Source organism: Burkholderia diffusa (assembly GCF_902499115.1).
GTDB classification, from domain to species: Bacteria; Pseudomonadota; Gammaproteobacteria; order Burkholderiales; family Burkholderiaceae; genus Burkholderia; species Burkholderia diffusa.
The window spans coordinates 120563-140214 of the sequence record NZ_CABVPN010000018.1; the positions used below are offsets into that span (position 1 = coordinate 120563).

Here is a 19652-nt window from a genome sequence, read left to right on the forward strand (position 1 = left end):
CATGTTCCCAGATCGTATTTTCTCCGGCATGCGACCCACCGGGTCGCTGCACCTCGGCCACTACCACGGCGTGCTGAAAAACTGGGTGAAGCTGCAGTCCGAGTACCCGTGCTTCTTCTGCGTGGTTGACTGGCATGCGCTGACGACGCACTACGAAACACCCGAGGTCATCGAGAAGAACGTGTGGGACGTGCTGATCGACTGGCTCGCGTCCGGTATCGATCCGGCGCAGGCGACGCTGTTCATCCAGAGCAAGGTGCCCGAACATGCGGAACTCGCGTTGCTGCTCGGCATGAGCACGCCGCTCGGCTGGCTCGAACGCGTGCCGACCTACAAGGAGCAGATGGAGAAGCTGAAGGACAAGGACCTGTCGACCTACGGCTTCCTCGGCTACCCGGTGCTGATGGCGGCCGACATCCTGCTGTACCGCGGCTCGCTCGTGCCGGTCGGCGAGGACCAGGTGCCGCACGTCGAGATGACGCGCGAGATCGCGCGCCGCTTCAACTACTTGTACGGCCGCGAGCCGGGCTTCGAGGAGAAGGCGCTCGAAGCCGCGAAGAAGCTCGGCGGCAAGCGCGCGAAGCTTTATCACGAGCTGCGCAACGCGTACCAGCAGGAAGGCGACGACGAGGCGCTCGAACAGGCGCGCGCGATGCTGCAGGAATCGCAGAGCCTGTCGATGAGCGACCGCGAGCGCCTGTTCGGCTATCTCGAAGGCGCGCGCAAGATCATCCTGGTCGAGCCGCAGGCGCTTTTGACCGAAGCGTCCCGGATGCCGGGCCTCGACGGCCAGAAGATGTCGAAGTCGTACGGCAATACGATCGGCCTGCGCGAGGACGCCGAGACGATCACGAAGAAGGTCCGCACGATGCCGACCGATCCGGCACGCGTGCGCCGCACCGATCCGGGCGATCCGGACAAGTGCCCGGTGTGGCAGCTGCATCAGGTCTATACGGACGAAACGACGCACCAGTGGGTGCAGAGCGGCTGCCGCTCGGCGGGCATCGGCTGCCTCGACTGCAAGCAGCCGGTCGTCGAAGGGATCCTGCGCGAACAGCAGCCGATGCTCGAGCGCGCACAGAAGTACATGGACGATCCGTCGCTGCTGCGCGCGATCGTCGCGGACGGCTGCGACAAGGCGCGCAAGCACGCGGTCGAGACGATGCGCGACGTGCGCGAGGCGATGGGCCTGTCGTACACCTGACCTGACGGCATGCGCGAACCTGTCATTGCCGCCGCGGGCGGCCACGTGGCCCAGACCGAACCGTCGCGCTGGGTCGCCCGCTGGTCGCGGCTCGTCCCGGCGAGCGGCACGGTGCTCGACGTCGCCGCGGGCGGTGGTCGCCATGCACGCTGGTTTGCGTCGCACGGGCATCCAGTCGTCGCGCTCGACCGCGATGCGGCCGCGCTGGCCGCTTTGCGCACGATTCCCGGTGTCGATGTGCGCGACGCCGATCTCGAGGGTGCGCCCTGGCCGCTGCCGGCCGGTGCGTCGTTCGCGGCGGTGATCGTCACCCATTATCTGCATCGCCCGCTCTGGCCCCGACTGCTCGATGCGGTGGCGCCGGGCGGCGTGCTGATCTACGAAACCTTCGCGCAAGGAAACGAAACGGTCGGCAAGCCGTCCAATCCTGCGTTCCTGCTCGCCCCGGGCGAGTTGCTGGACGCGGTGCGCGGCCGCCTGCGGGTGGTTGCGTACGAGGACGGATTCGTCGCCGCGCCGCGCGAGGCGTTCGTGCAGCGCATCTGCGCGGTACGCGAGGGCGCGACCCCGACAGCGGGGGCGGGAATTCCACGTTACGAACTGCCCGGCTAATCCGCTACAATCTCAACGTTTACCGGTACAACAATCAATCGCGTTTCATGGCTAACGGCACCCAAGACGGCATTCAAATCCGCGGCAGCATCCCCGCGATCGTCACCCCGATGCTCGAAGACGGCAGTCTTGACCTGCCGGCGTTTCGCAAACTGATCGACTGGCACATCGCGGAAGGCACCGACGCACTCGTCGTGGTCGGCACGAGCGGCGAGTCGGCAACGCTCAACGTTGAAGAGCACATCCTGATGATCCGCACGGCGGTCGAGCATGCGGCGAAGCGCATCCCGATCATCGCGGGCGCGGGCGGCAACTCGACCGCCGAAGCGATCGAACTGACGAAGCATGCGAAGGCCGTCGGCGCCGACGCGACGCTGCAGGTCGTGCCGTACTACAACAAGCCGACGCAGGAAGGGATGTACCGGCACTTCAAGGCGATCGCCGAGGCGGTCGACCTGCCGGTGATTCTGTACAACGTGCCCGGCCGTACGGTCGCGGACATGGCGCACGAGACGACGCTGCGCCTCGCGCAGGTGCCGGGCGTCATCGGTTTGAAGGACGCGACCGGCAACATCGATCGCGCCGCGCACCTGATCAAGGCCGCGCCGAAGCATTTCGCGATCTACAGCGGCGACGATCCGACCGCGATCGCGCTGATGCTGCTCGGCGGCCACGGCAACATCTCGGTGACGGCGAACGTCGCGCCGCGCGCGATGAGCGACCTGTGCCGCGCGGCGCTGGCCGGCGACGTCGCAACGGCGCGCGAGCTGCACATGAAGCTGCTGTCGCTGCACAAGAACCTGTTTGTCGAGGCGAACCCGATTCCGGTGAAGTGGGCGCTGCAGGCGATGGGCAAGATGCAGGGCGGCATCCGCCTGCCGCTCACGCCGCTCGACGAGCGCTGTCACGACGTCGTGCGTTCGGCCCTCGTCGAGGCCGGCGTCCTCTGATGCTCAGGCGGCCGCGTCCTGCGGCCGCCGGCTCGACCCCTCATCAACCCGCACCGGCCGGCTCCGTCCGGCGCCGCTCCTGACGAGCGTTCTAGCAAGACGAAGGATTTCATGAAACGTTTCGCCTTTTCCTCTCGCGCCATCCAGGTTTCGGTGGTGGCGCTGGCGCTGGGCGCGCTCGCCGGCTGCGATACGCTGAACGATTATCTGGCTCCTGACCGGGTCAACTACAAGAACACGGGTTCGGCGCCGCCGCTCGCGGTGCCGAGCGACCTGAAGCCGGTGCCGACGACCCAGCAGTTCGTCGCGCCGCCGAGCAACGCTGGTCTCGGCACGCTGCCGCCGCGGGCGACGACGGCCGCCGGCAACGCGACCGACGGTGTCCCGAGCGCGCAGGATCCGCTCGGCATGCATATCGAGCGCGACGGCGACCGCCGCTGGCTCGTCGTGGACGGGCGCACGCCCGAGCAGCTGTGGCCGATCCTGAAGGAATTCTGGCAGGAGAATGGGTTTTCGCTGAAGACCGACGCGCCGTCGACCGGCATCATGGCCACCGACTGGGCCGAGAACCGCGCGAACATTCCCGATGACTGGTTCCGCCGCACGATCGGCAAGGTCATCGACTTCGCGTACTCGTCGGGCACGCGCGACCGTTTCCGCACGCTCGTGAACCGCACGCCGGACGGCAACACCGACATCTCGATCACGCACAGCGCGATGGAGGAAATGATGGTCGGCCCGCAGGGCGGCACGTCGTCGCGCTGGGAAGAGCGTCCGCGCAATCCGGTGCTCGAGGCTGTGTTCCTGACGAAGCTGATGCAGAAGTTCGGCCTGAGCGACGCGCAGGCGAAGCAACTGCTGACCGATGCGCGTCCCGCGACGGCGCCGGCGCAGGTGAGCGATACGAGCAGCGGTGCCGCGACGCTGCAACTGGCGGAATCGTTCGACCGTGCGTGGCTGCGCGTCGGTCTCGCGCTCGACCGCACCAACTTCGCGGTCGACAATCGCGACCGCGAGAAGGGCCTGTACACGGTCCGTTACGCGAACACGATGGAAGAGCTCAAGCGCGACGGGCTGTTCGGCAAGCTGTTCTACGGCGGCCCGTCGGCGGCCAAGCCGGGCAAGGAATACCTGGTCAATGTGCGCGCGCAGGGCAGTGGCGGCACGCAGGTCGCGGTGGTCGACGCGACCGGCAAGGTCGACAACTCGTCGGACGCGCAGCGGATCATTTCGCTGCTGCACGCCCAGTTGAACTGATCGCGTGCGCTTCGCCAGCCTCGGTAGCGGCAGCGAAGGCAACGCGCTGGTCGTCGAGGTCGCGAGCGGCACGACGACCACCCGCGTGCTGCTCGACTGCGGTTTTTCAGCGAAGGAGGTCGAGCGCCGCCTCGGCCGCCTGAATCTCGGCATCGACGATCTCGATGCGATCCTCATCACCCACGAACACAGTGACCACGTCGGTAGCGCGCTGACGCTCGCGCGGCGCGGGTCGCTGCCGCTCTACATGAGCTGGGGCACGGCACGCGCGGTGGGCGCGGACGAAGCCGATGTCGATCTCCACGTGTTGTGGGGCGACGAGACAGCCGCGATTCGCGATCTGGCCGTGATGCCATATACGGTGCCCCATGACGCGCGGGAACCGCTCCAGTTCGTCTTCATGGACGGTTGCCGCCGGCTCGGCGTGCTGACCGACGTCGGGATGGCCACGCCGCATATCACGGCCGTTCTGAGCGGTTGTGACGCGCTGGTGCTCGAATCCAACCACGATACCGAGATGCTCGCCGGGAGCCGCTATCCGCAGTCGCTGAAGGCGCGGATCGGTGGCAATCACGGCCACCTGAGCAACGCCGCCGCCGCGGGCATCCTCGCATCGCTCGAACGCAGCCGCCTCCAGCACCTCGTCGCGGCGCACCTGAGCCAGCAGAACAACCGGCCCGAGCTGGCCCGCCAGGCATTGGCCGGCGTGCTGGGAACGGACGGGGAGGAAGTGGTCGTGGCCACGCAGGACGCGGGCTTCGACTGGCTGACGCTCGGCTGAGCAGGCGAAGGATCGGACGTCCGGGACGGCTCTTGGCCGGTCCTGCCGCCGGATACGATGCGCGCAACCGACAGACGTAAAAAAACCGGCCCGAAGGGCCGGTTTTTTTTCAGCTGATGCTGAGGCTTACTGGCTTGCGCCCGAAGCCGGAGCAGCCGTCGCTGCCGAAGCAGCCGACGCCACAGCAGCAGCTGCGTCGCTCGCAGCAGCCGTAGCCGACGAAGCAGCAGCAGCTGCGTCGCTCGCAGCACCAGCAACTGCCGAAGCAGCCGACGAAGCAGCAGCCGATGCGTCGCTAGCAGCCGACGAAGCAGCTTGATCAGCGCTCTTGTTGCAAGCAGCCAGTGCAACAGCAGCCAACAGGGAAGCTACGAGGAGGGATTTCTTCATGATCACGTCCTTTTATGGTTAAAGGTAAGCAACAGCGCGAAACAATACCGGTAATGTGCTCCAACACCGACCTGGGCCGCTGGTGGAGACGCACTTCTAGAGCGTGAATCTTCCCTACGGCTTGGGCGGAAATTATATGCACTTTCCTATCGACCGTCGACAAATGCGGGGTCAATACGTTGTCTTTCCCATACAGAATTTGATCTGCACGGGCATACGGGGCGGCTCACTAAATCCGGTTTCCGACCCGTATCCAGCCCGCACAATACCACTCGTGCAGCAAGGCTGTCATTGAGGGAACCCGGGATAGTGTTACAAACCGTTTCGCCTCCATGTGGCGCAGATTGGCCAGTTCGGGCAGCCATTCGCCGGCGTGCTCGAGCGGTTCTTCCTCGCCATTAATGAAGTACGAGCGCGCGTTATACATCAATGCGGCCCGTCTGTCGAGATACACGCCCCGGCGCGACGCCTGCGCGACGAACGCGGCCTCGGACAGCGGGCGCGCCGGCGGCTCGAATACGACGTTCGATTTGGGTTCGCTCAGGTAGCAACCGAGGAATTCGGCGACGTCACGCTTGCGCCAGCGGATCGCATCGACGATCTCGGCGACGCGCTCGACCATCGCCGGCGGCAGTTGCGCCGGGGTGTCGACCGCCGGCTGCTTCGGGTCGCGGTAAAGCGCGTCGCCACGCTCGTCGCGCAGGCCGCCGCGCTCCGCGAGGTAATACAGGAATTGCGCGCCCAGCTCCCCGGCGGACGGCGCCCGAAAGCCGATCGAGCAGGTCATGCATTCGCCTTCGGCCACGCCGTCGTGCGCGATGTGCGGCGGCAGGTACAGCATGTCGCCCGGCTCCAGCACCCACTCGTCGCTCGGCTCAAAATGCTCGAGGATCTTCAACGGGACGTCCGGCTGCAGCGACAGGTCCTTCTGCGCACCGATGCGCCAACGGCGCCGGCCCTCGACCTGTAGCAGGAATACGTCGTACGAGTCGAAGTGCGGGCCGACGCCGCCTCCGTCGGTCGCGTACGAAATCATCAGGTCGTCGAGGCGTGCGTCCGGGATGAAGCGGAAGCGGTCGAGCAGCGCGCGTGCCGCGTCCACGTGCAGGTCGAGCCCCTGCACGAGCAAGGACCAGGACTTTCGCGAAACGGCAGGCAGCGCGCCCGGCTCGAAGGGACCGTGGGCCAGTTGCCACTTGTTACGAAAATGGGTGATCAGTCGCGATTCGGCGTCATAGTCGGCTGCCAGCTCGAACAGTGCGTCGCGCGTCACCGGCGGCTTCACGCCGGGGACCGCCTGGCGGATCAGCAGCGGCTTCTTCTGCCAGTAGCGGCGCATGAATTGCGCCGGCGAGAGGCCGCCGAGCAGCGGTGTGGGAAGATCGGAAGGCGGCGCGCCGAGCGGGGCGGCAGCGGCATCCCGCGGTTCGGCTTGAGACCGGTTGCGCATCGTATAATGAGACTTGTATTTGGGAGAATTGGATGAAAATCGCAAAAAACACCGTCGTGTCGGTCGCTTACAAGCTGTCGGATGCGCAAGGCAATCTGATCGAGGAAAGCGACGAGCCGATGGTTTATCTGCACGGCGGCTATGATGGCACGTTCCCCAAGATCGAGGAACAGCTCGACGGCCAGGAGCCCGGTTACCAGGCGCAGGTTCAGCTCGAGCCGCAGGACGCGTTCGGCGACTACGATCCCGAACTCGTGAAGATCGAGCCGCGCGATCGTTTTCCCGAGCCGATCGAAGTGGGCATGCAGTTCGAAGGCACGCCGGAAGACGGCGACGAGGAAGTGGATTCGCTGATCTACACGGTCACGGACATCGCCGAGGACAAGGTCGTGCTCGACGGCAACCACCCGCTTGCGGGCATGGCGCTGCGATTCGCACTGACGGTCAAGGACGTTCGCGAAGCGACCGAAGACGAGATCGAGCATGAGCACGCGCATGGCGCGGAAGGCCTCGAAATCGTCGACGAGGACGAAGACGAGGACGAGGAAGGCGACGCACCGTCAGGGCGTACCCTGCACTGAGCTGGCAGGCAGGCCGGGCGCCGGCCCTGAAGCAGGGCGCGGCGCGGGCCACGAAGCGCCGTCCGGTGTCGTGCCGTCGCCTTGAAGCGGCGGCGCGACCGACGACGAGTCGGGCAATGCCGGCAAGGCCGGGATCTCCGGCATCTGCGGCAGCGGGACGTTATCGCGCGGCACGACCGGCAGCGCGGGCGGGGTCGGCAGATTCTTCGGGACGTCCTGCACGCTCACGTTGAAGATCGTCTGCCGTGCCGGTGACACGTTGACCTTCACCCACTGATTCGCCGGATGACGCGGTCCGATCGCGACACGCGTCACATTTCCCACCAGCACGCCGTCGTCCGCATGCAGCGGGCGATCGATCAGGAAGCCGTTCGCAAGCGGCTCGCTGCTCGCGTGCACCACCAGGATCGGGCCGCGGAATACCGCCGCCGCCTTCACCAGTGTTCGTTTCAGTTCACGAAAACCGTCGCGGACGCGCGGCCGGTTGAAACGCAACCACGCAAAGCGTTCGGCACGCTCATAGCGATCGAACTGCGGATCGCCTTCGAAAATCACCACGATCGCGCGCGCTTCGTGCCGCTTCGCATATTCGGCCGCGTGGTCGATCCAGAAGCCGTTCGCGATGATGCGGTCCTCGAATTCGCCGTTCCGCCCGCCGGCCGTCAGATAGTGGTTGTTCGGTGCCGGTGCGTTCAGCGCGACGTAGACGACATCGTCATGCAGCCAGCGCGCGTTTTCGCGATAGGGCCGGAACCGGGCGACCTCACTTTCGCGCGTGATCTGCAGCGCGCCGGGGTCGGGCAGCGCCGCGTCGGCCAGCAGCGTCTGACGCAGGAAGTCCAGACGTTCGACCGGGTCGTAGTTGCCGCCGGCCGCCGTGTTGCACGTTACCCAGTCGTCGTGGCCGGGAAGGAACACGAGTGGCACGCGAGATGCGTCGAGGATCGCGCCGCGCTGCGTATACAGCGAGTCGCGGCACGCTTCCTTCGCGCCCTTGATGTTGCCCGCATAGACGACGAAGGCCAGATTGCGCTCGCGCGCGATCGATTCGAACAGCCGTTGCGCGGCTGGCTCGTCGGCCGGCGTATCGATGACGCCCGACACGACCGCGAACGAGTAGGGGGCGGCGGCACGTTTGGGCGGCGCGGCCAGCGCGCCGGCCTGCGCCAGCGCGAGCACCGCCGCGGCCAGCGCCGCCGTGGCGCGGGCCGGCCAACCCGACGGGGTGCGCTTATGCGTGCCCGTCGGCATCGTGCGAGCGGACGAGCGTGCGCAGTTCGTACAGCAGGTCGAGCGCGTCGCGCGGCTTGAGGTCGTCGGGATCGATGTCGCGCAGCCTTTCGAGTGCCGGATGCGGGATGTTGGACGGTGGAGGCGCATCCGCGCATTCGAGTTCGTCGGTCACGGCGGGCGGCGCGCTGAACAGGTCGAGCTGCGGCGTATGCTGCGTGGCCGACTGTTGTTCGAGATACGCGAGATGCTTGCGCGCGGCGCGGATCACCGGTGCCGGCACGCCCGCGAGTTGTGCAACCTGCAGCCCGTAGCTCTGGTTCGCCGGGCCTTCGTTGACCGCGTGCAGGAACACGATGCCGTGACCGTGCTCCACGGCCGACAGGTGGACGTTGGCCGCTTGGGGGAATTCGGCGGGCAGTTGCGTCAACTCGAAGTAATGCGTCGCGAACAGCGTGTAGCAGCCGTTTTGCGCCAGCAGATGACGCGCGATGGCCCATGCGAGCGCGAGGCCGTCGAACGTCGACGTGCCGCGGCCGATTTCGTCCATCAGCACGAGGCTCTGCGGTGTCGCGTCGTTCAGGATCGCAGCCGCTTCGGTCATCTCGACCATGAAGGTCGAGCGGCCGCCGGCGAGGTCGTCGGCCGCGCCGATTCGCGTGAATATCCGGTCGATCGGGCCGAAGCAGGCCGACTTCGCCGGCACGTAGCTGCCGACGTATGCCATCAGCGCGATCAGCGCCGTCTGCCGCATGAAGGTCGACTTACCGCCCATGTTCGGGCCGGTGATCAGCAGCAGTTTGCGCTCGGCGCCGAACCGGCAGTCGTTCGCGATGAACTGCTCGACCTGCGCTTCGACGACGGGGTGACGCCCCTGTTCGATTTCGATGCCGATTTCGTCGGTGAAGGCGGGTGCGACCCAGTCGAGCGTGCGGGCGCGCTCGGCGAACGCGGCGAGCACGTCGAGCTCCGCGAGCGCCGACGCGACGCGCTGACACTCGGCAATGAACGGCAGCAGAGCCTGCAGTACGCCGTCGTACAGCGCGCGCTCGCGGGCCAGCGCGCGTTCCTGCGCGGACAGCGCCTTGTCCTCGAAAGTCTTCAGTTCGGGCGTGATGTAGCGCTCGGCATTCTTCAGCGTCTGGCGGCGGCGATAGTCGTCGGGCACCTTGTCGGTCTGGCCGCGCGTGACCTCGATGTAGAAGCCGTGCACCTTGTTGTATTCGACGCGCAGGTTCGCGATGCCCGTGCGGGTACGCTCACGCGCCTCGAGATCGATCAGGAACTGCCCGCAGTTCTCGGAGATGTCGCGCAGCTCGTCGAGGTCCGCATCGTAGCCGCGCGCGATCACGCCGCCGTCGCGCACCATTGCGGCAGGCTCTGGGGCGATCGCGCTCGTCAGCAGGTCGAGACATTCGGCGGGCGGCTCGAGCGCCGCGTCGATGCGCGTGAGCGCATCCGCGTTCGCGACGATCGCGCCGATGCGTTCGCGCAGCGCGGGCAGCGCGGCGAACGTGTCGCGCAGGCTCGACAGATCGCGCGGGCGCGCGGACATCAGCGCGAGACGCCCGGTGATCCGTTCGACGTCCGCAATCTGGCGCAGTGCGGTTCGCAGGGCGTCGAGGCTCGCGTTCACGGGCGCTTCGAGCAGTGCGCCGATCGCTTGCTGGCGTGACTGTGCGGCGACGGACGCGCGCGTCGGGTGATGCAGCCAGTGACGCAGCAGGCGGCTGCCCATCGTCGTGCAGCATGTGTCGAGCAGCGAGTACAGCGTTGGCGATTCGGTGCCGCGCAGCGTTTCGGTCAGTTCGAGGTTGCGGCGCGTTGCCGGATCGAGCCCGATGTATTCGGTTTCGTTCTCGACCTTCAGGCTGCGCACGTGACGCAGCTGCTGACCCTGCGTGGCGGCCGCGTACAGCAGCAGTGCGCCGGCAGCTCCGCATGCGCTCGTCAGCGAATGCGCGCCGAAGCCGTCGAGGCCCGCGACGTCGAGCTGGTCGCACAGGCGCTGCGTGCCCGACGCGATATCGAAATGCCATGCCGGCACGCGCTTGATCGCACCGGCGCCGGCGGGCACGGCGTCGGTCGTGCCGTCCGCCGTGAGGATCTCGGCCGGCCGGATGCGTTCGAGCGCGGCGCCGAGCTGCTCGGGTTCGATTTCGGCGAGCCGTAGCGCGCCGCTTGCGAGGTTCAGCCACGCGAGGCCGATGTTGACCGCCACGCCACGCTTGTTGTGGCCCGCGCACATCGCGAGCAGGTAGACGTCGTTCTTGTCGGACAGCAGCGCCGCGTCGGTCAGCGTGCCGGGCGTGACGACGCGCACGACCTTGCGCTCGACTGGCCCCTTCGACGTCGCAGGGTCGCCGATCTGCTCGCAGATCGCGACCGATTCGCCCATCTTCACGAGCTTCGCCAGATACTGTTCGACCGCGTGATGCGGGACGCCGGCCATCTTGATCGGCGTGCCGGCCGATGCGCCGCGCTGCGTGAGGGTTAGATCGAGCAGACGCGCCGCTTTCGCCGCATCCTCGAAGAACAGTTCGTAGAAGTCGCCCATCCGGTAGAAGACGAGCGTGTCGGGGTGATCGGCCTTGATGCGCAGGTACTGCTGCATCATTGGCGTGACGGTTGCAGGTGCGGCCGTGGGTGGCGTGCTCATGTGATCGGGAAAAGTTGCTTTGGTTGCCCAAGTTTACCAGCGGCCCGAACCGGACACCTCGAAGTTCGCCATTCGGCCAGTTGTCGCCGATAACCTTTGACACGGTGTCGTCCAGTGAGTGGGAAGGACGATACGGTGTGCGCGATATTTGCGAAATGGATTTGCTTGAGATCCATCATTGCGGCAATGCAATGATGCTCGGCCATCCAGAGTGTGGGCTCATCCTCGCCACTGCGTTACTTCGGCCATCGCCATGACGGCTCCGAGAGATGCTCCGCAAAATAGTCGGACAGCACCGCCACCTTCGCCGGACGTGCACGCGCCGATGGCGTGACGAAGTAAAGACCGCCCTTCGTCAGCGACCAGTCGGTGAGGATCGCCTCAAGGCGGCCATCGGTCAGATATTCGCTGGCGACGAATTCGGGCAACTCGGCAATTGCGAGGCCGTCGAGCAGCGTGGGCAGCAGCGCATCGGAATTCGTCACGCGCAACGGGCCGGTCGGCTTGACCGGCTCCTCCTCGCCTGCAGCGTTCGTGAAGCGCCACAAATCGCTGCGCGCGCGATACGCGTATGAAAGGCATGGCCGGTCCGCCAGCTCGCGCGGATGCGCGGGCCGCCCTTCGCGCTTCAGGTACGCGGGCGACGCCACCACGAATTGTGTGACCGGGCACAGGCGTCGTGCCACCAGCGACGAATCAGGCAGCGCGGCAATGCGCAGTGCGGCGTCAAACCCATCGGCAACCAGATCGACTGACGCATCCGAAAGATGCAGGTCGATCGACACCTCCGGATACGCGCGAAAAAACGCGGGCAGCAGCGGCGCGACCCAGCGCAGCCCGAACGACATCGGTACAGCCAGGCGCACCAGTCCGCGCGGCTGCACCGACATTTCGCGCGCGGCGCTTTCTGCTTCTTCGGCCTGACGGTAGATCTCTCCGGCCTTATCGCAGATCGTCCGGCCGAACTCGGTGAGCGAGAGTTGGCGCGACGTGCGGTTGAAGAGCCGCGCGCCCAACCGGTCTTCGAGACGGGCGACGCCCCGCGAGACCGTCGCCACCGACACGCCCATCGCGCGCGCCGCGGCCGCGAACGATCCTTCCTCCGCGACCTTCGCGAACATAGCAAGTCCTTCGAAATCAGGCAGCTTCGCCATTTCCCCTCATCTTTTCATTTTTGCAACGTTTGATTGCAATCAATTCTATTTCGATAAGCCTTGGACGTCGATATTCTCCTCACATCGCAGCACGAAACACCGAACGCAGTCATCCACTTACCGAACGAACGGAGAAGCACCATGGCACGCAAGCTCGACAACAAGATTGCACTCGTTACCGGCGCAACCAGCGGCATCGGCCTCGCCACCGCACAGCGTTTCGCGGCAGAAGGCGCGCACGTCTACCTCACCGGCCGCCGTCAGGCTGAACTAGATGCCGCAGTGAAGGGCATCCGCGAAGCGGGCGGCAACGCGACGGGGGTACGAGTCGATTCCACAAAGCTGGGTGAGCTCGACGCGCTGTATGCGCAGATCAAGGAAGAACAGGGGCATCTCGACGTGCTGTTCGCCAACGCCGGCGGCGGTTCGATGCTGCCGCTTGGCAGCATCACCGAAGAACACTACGACGACACCTTCGATCGCAATGTGAAGGGCGTGCTCTTCACGGTGCAAAAAGCGTTGCCGCTGCTCGCCGAGGGGGCGTCGGTGATTCTTACCGGTTCAACGGCAGGCAGCGCGGGCACGGCTGCATTCAGCGTGTATTCGGCTTCGAAAGCCGCGGTGCGCGCCTTCGTACGCAGCTGGATTCTCGATCTGAAGGATCGCCGCGTCCGGGTTAATACAATCAGCCCGGGTGCGACGCGCACGCCCGGCTTGCTCGACCTCGCCGGTGACGATGCAGTCCAACGCCAGGGTCTTGCCGATTACCTGGCTGCCCAGATCCCGATGGGGCGCCTCGGCGAGCCCGGAGAGATCGCAAGCGCTGCGTTGTTCCTTGCGTCGGACGACGCGAGCTTCGTGAACGGCATCGAGCTGTTCGTCGATGGCGGGCAGCAGCAGATCTAAGCGCCTGCTGGATGTCTGTGACCGGTGGGTAACGGTCGATCCTCGAAAGAGCCAGCGTAGGTTCGTGCGCCGAGCCTTATCAGGTAAGGCGCAGATACTGCTGCATCATTGGCGTGTGGCCTTCAAAGGCCTCGGGCGACAGCGTGGTCATAGATCCGGCATCAAGTTATTGCTTGAGTTGCCCAAGTTTGCCAGCGGCTTTGACGAATACGGTCGAAGTTGGCCGATAGGCCAGCTGATCGCGCGATACGACTCCGTGTCCGGCAACAATTCTGGCTCGTGCGGCTTGGCCGGTCGGATGGTCCCAAGGGATAGCGCCGGTGCTCGTCTTGCCGGCATGACGCTTATCGATCAGCCAAGGCGGGCAGGTGGCCTGTCGACCAATCGGATCTCGATACGGGTTGCGGCGTCGTGCTGAAACTCAGTCCCGGCACTTGTTAGGAGGCCGCTGCGCCGTTGACCTGAGTCAATCGGGGGCGATCGACTCCGCTTAAAGTGAATTCACGTCGGAATTGATGGACGCGCGGCAAGGGATACGACGTGCGGTCCGCTACTGACGGAGCCGGCTCGGCAAATCGAGCTTCTGCAGGGAAGGCGTCGTGAAAGAGGCATCATGAGATCCCCATCCTTTGCCATGCTTGCCGCATTATTCGCGGGGTGTGCCGCGTCGATGACCGCCAATGCGCAGACGTTGGACAAAATCTCCCGCTCCAATCAAATCGTTGTTTCGTACAGGGAAGCCGCCGTGCCGTTCAGCTACCTGCTGACACCGCATAAAGCCGTCGGCTTTTCGATGGACGTAACGGAAGCAATCGTCGACGACGTTCGCAAGGCGCTTCGCAGACCGGATCTGAAGGTCGCTTACGTGCCGGTCACCGGTCAAAATCGAATTCCGCTGCTCGTCAATGGCACCTACGATCTGGAGTGCGGGTCGACGACAAACACCTCGGCGCGCGGCAAGGACGTCGCGTTTTCGATCAATTATTTTTATGCCGGCACGCGGCTGATGGCAAAACGGGCGTCGCGCATTGGCGACTATGCCGACCTCACGCATAAGGCCGTCGTGACAGTCAGCGGGAGTACGAACGAAAAAACGCTGCGACGCCAACTCGAAGCGCAGCACATCGATGCCGAAGTCGTGCTGACGAAGGACTACGCGGACGCACTAAAGATCGTCGCGGACGACAAAGCGGCAGCGCTCGCCCTCGATGACGTTCTGCTTTATGGGCTCAGGGCCAACGCGGACGACCCGGGTACGTGGGCCGTGACGGGAGACGCGTTGCAGGTGGAGCCATACGCATGCATGGTGCGCAAAGACGATCCGGCGTTCAAGCGACTCGTCGATGGCACGCTCACTCGGCTCATGAAGAGTGGCGAATTCACTCGCCTGTACGCAAAATGGTTTGAATCACCTATTCCGCCACATGGTGCGAATCTTGACATGCCGATGAGCGCGGCACTAAAGGGAAATCTGGTCACGCGCAGCGATCGACCTGCGCAGTGACGATCGATCGACGTGGCGCAGGTCTTGGCGTAGCTTTGTGCGCCAAGACTTGTCGGATCATGCCGGACAAGAAAGAGATGCCCGCTTGCGAAAGCGAGGCGTCGCTCATGCGGCCCTCAAACGTTGTCCGTGCGCCAACGACGCGGTGTAACGCCGGTGACGCGCGTAAATGTTCTCGTGAAGTGGCTCTGGTCGGCGAAGCCGCATGCATCCGAGATCATTTGCAGGGGCATGGACGACGTGCGCATGTACATCATTGCTTGCTCGATGCGCTGATTGATCAGCCAGCGATGGGGCGGCAACCCGGTGGTCTGATGAAAGGCTTTGACGAAATGGCCGCGAGACAGGCCGCATGCTTTCGCCACATCGGCAATCGATATGTTCCCGGTAAGGTGTTCGAGAAGAAGTCCTTTCGCCATTCGCTCCTGCCACGCAGTGAGTTTGCAGGTCGACTTCTCCCGGCGCTCGCTGACGCCGCCATACAGGCGCGCGACATGCGCCTGGAAGGCGAGCGCGACATGGTCGATAAAAAGCTGAGATGCATGCTCGGGCTGCGCTAAAGCGGGGAGCAGAGCGTGGCCCAGCCGATGGATGATCGGATCCGTCGCACTCAAATGCGGCGGCAAGTAAAGCTGTGGTCGCTGCCTGCCTCCGATTTCATCGACCGTCTCCTCCAGCGTTCGGCGAGGGAGGTGAAAATGGATGCAGTCGAACGCCCCCTTCAGGTCGGAAACCCATCTGCGATCGAGGTCATGAATCGTGACGGTCCCTGCGTCATAGGGGACAAAGCGGGCAACGCGTCCGTCAAGCCACAATTCCTGTTCGCCGAACGCGCGCAATTGCAACACGATGAGATCGGCGTCTTCAAGTTCATATGGCGCAGTTCGGCCAATGTTTCTACGAGATGTCTTCAGTCGGCTGATGCCGACCTGGGAATGCGGCAACGTCTGCGTAATCACGCTTTGCCTGAGGTCAGCCGGCATGAAATCAGATGACGCGTTGTCTGACTGTGCAGCGGCCATGGATGCGTGGAAACGTAGAGAACCTGGGCGCCAAGTGTACCAAAGCGAAATCAGGCCCGGCGTCAGTCGTGTTCGGCATATCGGCCTCTAAATGGCCGCGGCGCATCGCAAAGGCCGGAGATCGCGGTCGGAGACCGTCGGCCCGATGTGGCGATTGGAGCTCGCCCCGGGCAAGCATTGAAAATGCAGGCTTGACTCGGCGCATGGGCATACGTGCGCCGAGTCCGGCCTGCAATATCAGGACGTGTGCGCCGACATCAGATCGAGCGCCACCGCCTGCGCGACTTCGATACCGTCGATCGCTGCCGAATAGATGCCGCCCGCATACCCTGCGCCTTCGCCGGCCGGATACAAGCCTTCGACGTTCACGCTCTGGTAATCGTCCTTGCGCCGGATCCGGATCGGGGACGACGTGCGCGTCTCCACGCCGGTGAGCACCGCATCGTGCATCGCGAAGCCGGCGATCTTCTTGTCGATTTGCGGCAGCGCTTCACGAATGGCTTCGATCACGTAGTCGGGCAGCGCGGTGCTGAGATCGGTCGGGCGCACGCCCGGTTTGTACGACGGCACCACGGAGCCGAGCGACGTCGACGGCCGGCCCGCGATGAAATCGCCGACCAGCTGGCCCGGCGCGCTGTAATCGCCGCCACCGAGCTCGAACGCGCGTTCTTCCCATTTGCGCTGGAACGCGATGCCCGCAAGCGGTCCGCCCGGATAGTCTTCCGGCGTGATGCCGACGACGATGCCCGCATTCGCGTTGCGCTCGGCGCGGGAATACTGGCTCATGCCGTTGGTGACCACGCGGCCCGGCTCGGAGGTCGCCGCGACCACCGTGCCGCCGGGGCACATGCAGAAGCTGTAGACCGCGCGTCCGTTGCTGCAGTGATGGACGACCTTGTAGTCGGCCGCGCCGAGTTGCTTGTGACCCGCGAACTTGCCGAAGCGGCTGCGATCGATCAGCCCCTGCGGATGTTCGATCCGGAAACCCAGCGAGAACGGCTTCGCTTCGACGTACACGCCGCGCTCGTGCAGCATCTGGAACGTGTCTCGCGCGCTGTGGCCCACGGCCAGCACCACGTGATCGCACCGGAGCGTTTCGCCGTTCGACAGCGTCAGCGAGCGCACCTTGCCCTGGTCGATTTCGATGTCCTCGACCCGGGTTTCGAAGCGCACTTCACCGCCCAGTTCGTGGATGGTCGCGCGCATCTTTTCCACCATGCTGACGAGGCGGAACGTGCCGATGTGCGGCCGGCTCAGGTACAGGATGTCTTCCGGCGCGCCGGCCTTGACGAATTCGTCGAGCACCTTGCGGCCGTAGTGGTGGGGATCCTTGATCTGGCTGTAAAGCTTGCCGTCGGAAAACGTCCCGGCCCCGCCTTCGCCAAACTGCACGTTGGACTCGGGATTGAGGATGCTCTTGCGCCACAGGCCGAAGGTGTCCTTGGTGCGCTCGCGCACGGCCTTGCCGCGCTCGAGGATGATGGGGCGGAAACCCATCTGCGCGAGGATCAGGCCGGCAAACAGGCCGCACGGCCCCATGCCGATGACGACCGGGCGCAGGAAGTTGGCGTGCTCGGGCGCCTTCGTGACGAAGTGGTACGCCATGTCGGGCGTCACGCCGCAATGCGGCGTGCCGGCGAGTCGCGGAAGCACGGCCGCTTCGTCCTTGACTTCGACGTCGACGATATACGTGAGCTTGATGTCGGCGCGCTTGCGCGCATCGTGCGCACGGCGGAACACCGTGTAACGGAGGAGCCCGTCTGCCGGCACGCCAAGCTCCGCGAGGCGCGCACGGATCGCGGCCTCGAGGGCGCTCTCGGGGTGGTCGAGCGGGAGTTTAAGTTCGCTTAGCCGTAACATGAGTATTCGGATACGGTCGCCACGAAGTCGTGGCGGTGTTGAGACGGGCGGGGCGGCGTGCCGGCGGCAGCGGTGCTGCGTCAGCCGCGCCGCGCGGGCGCGGCCCGGATTTACTCCGCTGCCGGATGCACGCGGCTGTAGCGGTTCAGGATCGGGATCATCTGCGCGTAGATCTTCGGGTTCGCCGCGACGATCTCATGACGATGCAGGAAGTCGGCGTCGCCCGTGTAGTTGCCGACGAGGCCGCCGGCTTCGGTGATCAGCAGGCTGCCCGCCGCCATGTCCCACACGTTGATGCCCTGCTCGAAGAACGCATCGAGACGGCCGGCCGCGACGTTCGCGAGGTCGAGCGCGGCCGCGCCCGGACGGCGCAGCCCCGTGCACGCCTGCGTCATTTCGGTGAACAGGCGCGCATATGCGTCGAGGCCGTCCTTTTCGCGGAACGGGAAGCCGGTCCCCACCAGCGCGTCCGCCAGGCGGTCGCGACGGCCGACGCGGATGCGGCGGTCGTTCAGGTACGCGCCGCGGCCGCGGGTGGCCGTGAACAGATCGTTCTTGTTCGGATCGTAGATGACGGCCTGCGTGACGACGCCCTTGTGCTCGAGCGCGATCGACACGCAGTAGTACGGGAAGCCGTGGATGAAGTTGGTCGTGCCGTCGAGCGGATCGATGATCCACTTGAATTCGGATTCGTTCTCGGATTCGCCCGATTCCTCCGCGAGGATCGCGTGGTCGGGGTAGGCGGTCTTCAGCGTCTCGATGATCGCCTCTTCGGCGGCCTTGTCCACTTCGGTGACGAAGTCATTCTGTTGCTTCTTGCGGATCTCGATCAGGTCGAGGTCGAGGGAGGCACGGTTGATGATCTGTCCGGCGCGGCGCGCAGCCTTGACAGCGATGTTGAGCATGGGATGCATGAGCCTGGATCCTGTAGCCGGCGGCACGGGCCGCCACGAAGTGGAACACACCGCCCGGAACGGCGCAAACGTGCCGGACGAGATGAGACGCGAATTGACAAAGAGCAGGGTACGACCCGTGTCGCACGGGATGCGACACGTAAACGCATGATTTTACCCGATTTTCGAGAGTTTCAGGTGGCCGGAATGCGGGGAAACCCCACTGGCCGTCCGGACGAGTGGGTTTGCCGGGGCGATGGCGATACCATACTGCCATTCTGATGAACCGAGTCGTATGTAGTGGAAACCCCGCAGAACCCCGCCGCGCCGTCCGAATCGGGCACGGCCTCGCCCCTGCCGCCGTCCGGCGGCTTCACGTCCACCCGTTTCGTGCTCGTCGAGCCGAGCCATCCCGGCAATGTCGGGGCGGCCGCCCGCGCGCTGAAGACGATGGGTTTCTCCAGGCTCGTACTGGTTGCGCCGCGCGTGCCGCATGTGCAGAGCGACCCCGAAGCGATCGCGATGGCGAGCGGCGCGGATGACGTCCTCGCGTCGGCGCATGTCGTGCCCACGCTCGGCGACGCACTGTCCGGCGTCCACTGGTCGATCGCGCTGACTGCCCGCACGCGCGAATACGGGCCGCCGCGCCTTGCGCCGCGCGCGGCCGCCGAACAGGCGTGCACGCAGGTCGGCACCGGCGACGTCGCGTTCGTGTTCGGCAACGAGCGCACGGGTCTCGCGAACGAGCACGTCGAACAGTGCAGCGCGCTCGCGCACATCCCGGCGAATCCGGCTTACAGCTCGCTGAACCTCGCGCAGGCCGTGCAGGTGCTCGCGTATGAACTGCGCGTCGCGCTCCTGGAGCAGGGGAGCGAGCCGTCGCACCAGGCGCCGGCGGAAGCCGGCACGCTCGCGCAGAGCGATGAGATCGAGCGGATGTACGCGCACCTCGAGAACGCGCTGATCGCGCTCGATTTTCTCGATCCGCGCAACCCGAAGAAGCTGATGCCGCGGCTGCGGCGCCTGTTCGCACGCACCGGTCTCGAGCGCGAGGAAGTCAACATCCTGCGCGGCATCGCGAAGCACATCCTGCTGAAATCCGGCACGCCCGACGGCGACGCGTAAGCAGTCCGGCACGCCGGCTGCCGGGCGCTCGCGCGCCGGGCGGCTGCGTTCCCGCCGCGAACGCCGCATTGCAT

General features: G+C 65.3%; 17 protein-coding genes. 9 read left to right on the forward strand and 8 right to left on the reverse strand.

All coding sequences use genetic code 11. The annotated features are described in order from the left end of the window. Position 1 precedes the first annotated feature (1 nt). From BTE28158_RS19500 to BTE28158_RS19520, 5 genes are all read left to right on the forward strand, one after another. Complete coding sequence (locus BTE28158_RS19500; RefSeq protein ID WP_059450434.1) at positions 2-1204, forward strand: tryptophan--tRNA ligase; 1203 nt, start codon at positions 2-4, stop codon at positions 1202-1204. A gap of 9 nt (positions 1205-1213) precedes the next feature. Beyond that, on the forward strand, positions 1214-1816 hold the full coding sequence (locus BTE28158_RS19505; protein ID WP_151051605.1) for a class I SAM-dependent methyltransferase: 603 nt from the start codon (positions 1214-1216) through the stop codon (positions 1814-1816). 47 nt (positions 1817-1863) lie between these two features. After that, positions 1864-2766 (forward strand): 4-hydroxy-tetrahydrodipicolinate synthase, encoded by a 903-nt coding sequence (gene dapA, locus BTE28158_RS19510; protein ID WP_151051603.1) that lies wholly within the window; start codon positions 1864-1866, stop codon positions 2764-2766. 111 nt (positions 2767-2877) lie between these two features. Next, positions 2878-4023 (forward strand): NlpB/DapX family lipoprotein, encoded by a 1146-nt coding sequence (gene bamC, locus BTE28158_RS19515; RefSeq protein ID WP_151051602.1) that lies wholly within the window; start codon positions 2878-2880, stop codon positions 4021-4023. 4 nt (positions 4024-4027) lie between these two features. After that, positions 4028-4804: an MBL fold metallo-hydrolase gene (locus tag BTE28158_RS19520; RefSeq protein ID WP_059608383.1), complete on the forward strand. Its 777-nt coding sequence runs from the start codon at positions 4028-4030 to the stop codon at positions 4802-4804. A gap of 319 nt (positions 4805-5123) precedes the next feature. On the opposite strand, the gene BTE28158_RS33100 is transcribed toward BTE28158_RS19520, so the two are convergent. Beyond that, on the reverse strand, positions 5124-5369 hold the full coding sequence (locus BTE28158_RS33100; RefSeq protein WP_011657350.1) for a hypothetical protein: 246 nt from the start codon (positions 5367-5369) through the stop codon (positions 5124-5126). A 54-nt stretch (positions 5370-5423) separates the two neighbouring features. After that, positions 5424-6644: a cupin domain-containing protein gene (locus BTE28158_RS19525; RefSeq protein ID WP_151051600.1), complete on the reverse strand. Its 1221-nt coding sequence runs from the start codon at positions 6642-6644 to the stop codon at positions 5424-5426. Between the two features lie 32 nt (positions 6645-6676). Here BTE28158_RS19525 and BTE28158_RS19530 point away from each other — a divergent pair, with 32 nt between their 5' ends. Then, positions 6677-7225, forward strand: coding sequence for an FKBP-type peptidyl-prolyl cis-trans isomerase (locus BTE28158_RS19530; RefSeq protein ID WP_124903469.1), 549 nt, complete (start codon positions 6677-6679; stop codon positions 7223-7225). On the opposite strand, the gene BTE28158_RS19535 is transcribed toward BTE28158_RS19530, so the two are convergent. From BTE28158_RS19535 to BTE28158_RS19545, 3 genes are all read right to left on the reverse strand, one after another. Then, the gene (locus BTE28158_RS19535; protein ID WP_174920032.1) at positions 7205-8476 is read right to left on the reverse strand and encodes a hypothetical protein; all 1272 of its coding nucleotides are present in this window, start codon (positions 8474-8476) and stop codon (positions 7205-7207) included. The two genes, BTE28158_RS19530 and BTE28158_RS19535, sit on opposite strands and share 21 nt — an antisense overlap. Further along, on the reverse strand, positions 8457-11114 hold the full coding sequence (mutS, locus tag BTE28158_RS19540; RefSeq protein WP_151050932.1) for a DNA mismatch repair protein MutS: 2658 nt from the start codon (positions 11112-11114) through the stop codon (positions 8457-8459). Before mutS ends, BTE28158_RS19535 begins: the two co-directional genes overlap by 20 nt. A gap of 236 nt (positions 11115-11350) precedes the next feature. Then, on the reverse strand, positions 11351-12268 hold the full coding sequence (locus BTE28158_RS19545) for a LysR family transcriptional regulator (protein ID WP_151050930.1): 918 nt from the start codon (positions 12266-12268) through the stop codon (positions 11351-11353). Between the two features lie 141 nt (positions 12269-12409). Here BTE28158_RS19545 and BTE28158_RS19550 point away from each other — a divergent pair, with 141 nt between their 5' ends. Continuing rightward, positions 12410-13174 carry an SDR family NAD(P)-dependent oxidoreductase gene (locus BTE28158_RS19550; RefSeq protein WP_124622357.1) on the forward strand — a complete coding sequence of 255 codons (765 nt, stop codon included), beginning with the start codon at positions 12410-12412 and terminating at the stop codon, positions 13172-13174. Between the two features lie 613 nt (positions 13175-13787). Then, the gene (locus BTE28158_RS19555) at positions 13788-14678 is read left to right on the forward strand and encodes an amino acid ABC transporter substrate-binding protein (protein ID WP_151050928.1); all 891 of its coding nucleotides are present in this window, start codon (positions 13788-13790) and stop codon (positions 14676-14678) included. A gap of 116 nt (positions 14679-14794) precedes the next feature. On the opposite strand, the gene BTE28158_RS19560 is transcribed toward BTE28158_RS19555, so the two are convergent. From BTE28158_RS19560 to BTE28158_RS19570, 3 genes are all read right to left on the reverse strand, one after another. Continuing rightward, positions 14795-15700 carry a helix-turn-helix transcriptional regulator gene (locus tag BTE28158_RS19560; protein ID WP_151050926.1) on the reverse strand — a complete coding sequence of 302 codons (906 nt, stop codon included), beginning with the start codon at positions 15698-15700 and terminating at the stop codon, positions 14795-14797. Between the two features lie 237 nt (positions 15701-15937). Further along, the gene (locus BTE28158_RS19565) at positions 15938-17560 is read right to left on the reverse strand and encodes an NAD(P)/FAD-dependent oxidoreductase (RefSeq protein ID WP_151050924.1); all 1623 of its coding nucleotides are present in this window, start codon (positions 17558-17560) and stop codon (positions 15938-15940) included. Between the two features lie 110 nt (positions 17561-17670). Continuing rightward, positions 17671-18474, reverse strand: coding sequence for an inositol monophosphatase family protein (locus BTE28158_RS19570; protein ID WP_059607917.1), 804 nt, complete (start codon positions 18472-18474; stop codon positions 17671-17673). A 279-nt stretch (positions 18475-18753) separates the two neighbouring features. On the opposite strand from BTE28158_RS19570, the gene BTE28158_RS19575 reads away from it, so the two are divergent. Next, positions 18754-19578, forward strand: coding sequence for an RNA methyltransferase (locus BTE28158_RS19575; protein ID WP_151050922.1), 825 nt, complete (start codon positions 18754-18756; stop codon positions 19576-19578). Positions 19579-19652: the final 74 nt, after the last annotated feature.

Bases quoted from the DNA above. Each gene is read 5' to 3' on its own strand.
- BTE28158_RS19500 (WP_059450434.1), top strand. From the start codon at position 2: ATGTTCCCAGATCGTATTTTCTCCGGCATGCGACCCACCGGGTCGCTG.
- BTE28158_RS19505 (WP_151051605.1), top strand. From the start codon at position 1,214: ATGCGCGAACCTGTCATTGCCGCCGCGGGCGGCCACGTGGCCCAGACC.
- dapA (WP_151051603.1), top strand. From the start codon at position 1,864: ATGGCTAACGGCACCCAAGACGGCATTCAAATCCGCGGCAGCATCCCC.
- bamC (WP_151051602.1), top strand. From the start codon at position 2,878: ATGAAACGTTTCGCCTTTTCCTCTCGCGCCATCCAGGTTTCGGTGGTG.
- BTE28158_RS19525 (WP_151051600.1), bottom strand. From the start codon at position 6,644: ATGCGCAACCGGTCTCAAGCCGAACCGCGGGATGCCGCTGCCGCCCCG.
- BTE28158_RS19530 (WP_124903469.1), top strand. From the start codon at position 6,677: ATGAAAATCGCAAAAAACACCGTCGTGTCGGTCGCTTACAAGCTGTCG.
- BTE28158_RS19535 (WP_174920032.1), bottom strand. From the start codon at position 8,476: ATGCCGACGGGCACGCATAAGCGCACCCCGTCGGGTTGGCCGGCCCGC.
- mutS (WP_151050932.1), bottom strand. From the start codon at position 11,114: ATGAGCACGCCACCCACGGCCGCACCTGCAACCGTCACGCCAATGATG.
- BTE28158_RS19545 (WP_151050930.1), bottom strand. From the start codon at position 12,268: ATGGCGAAGCTGCCTGATTTCGAAGGACTTGCTATGTTCGCGAAGGTC.
- BTE28158_RS19550 (WP_124622357.1), top strand. From the start codon at position 12,410: ATGGCACGCAAGCTCGACAACAAGATTGCACTCGTTACCGGCGCAACC.
- BTE28158_RS19555 (WP_151050928.1), top strand. From the start codon at position 13,788: ATGAGATCCCCATCCTTTGCCATGCTTGCCGCATTATTCGCGGGGTGT.
- BTE28158_RS19560 (WP_151050926.1), bottom strand. From the start codon at position 15,700: ATGGCCGCTGCACAGTCAGACAACGCGTCATCTGATTTCATGCCGGCT.
- BTE28158_RS19565 (WP_151050924.1), bottom strand. From the start codon at position 17,560: ATGTTACGGCTAAGCGAACTTAAACTCCCGCTCGACCACCCCGAGAGC.
- BTE28158_RS19570 (WP_059607917.1), bottom strand. From the start codon at position 18,474: ATGCATCCCATGCTCAACATCGCTGTCAAGGCTGCGCGCCGCGCCGGA.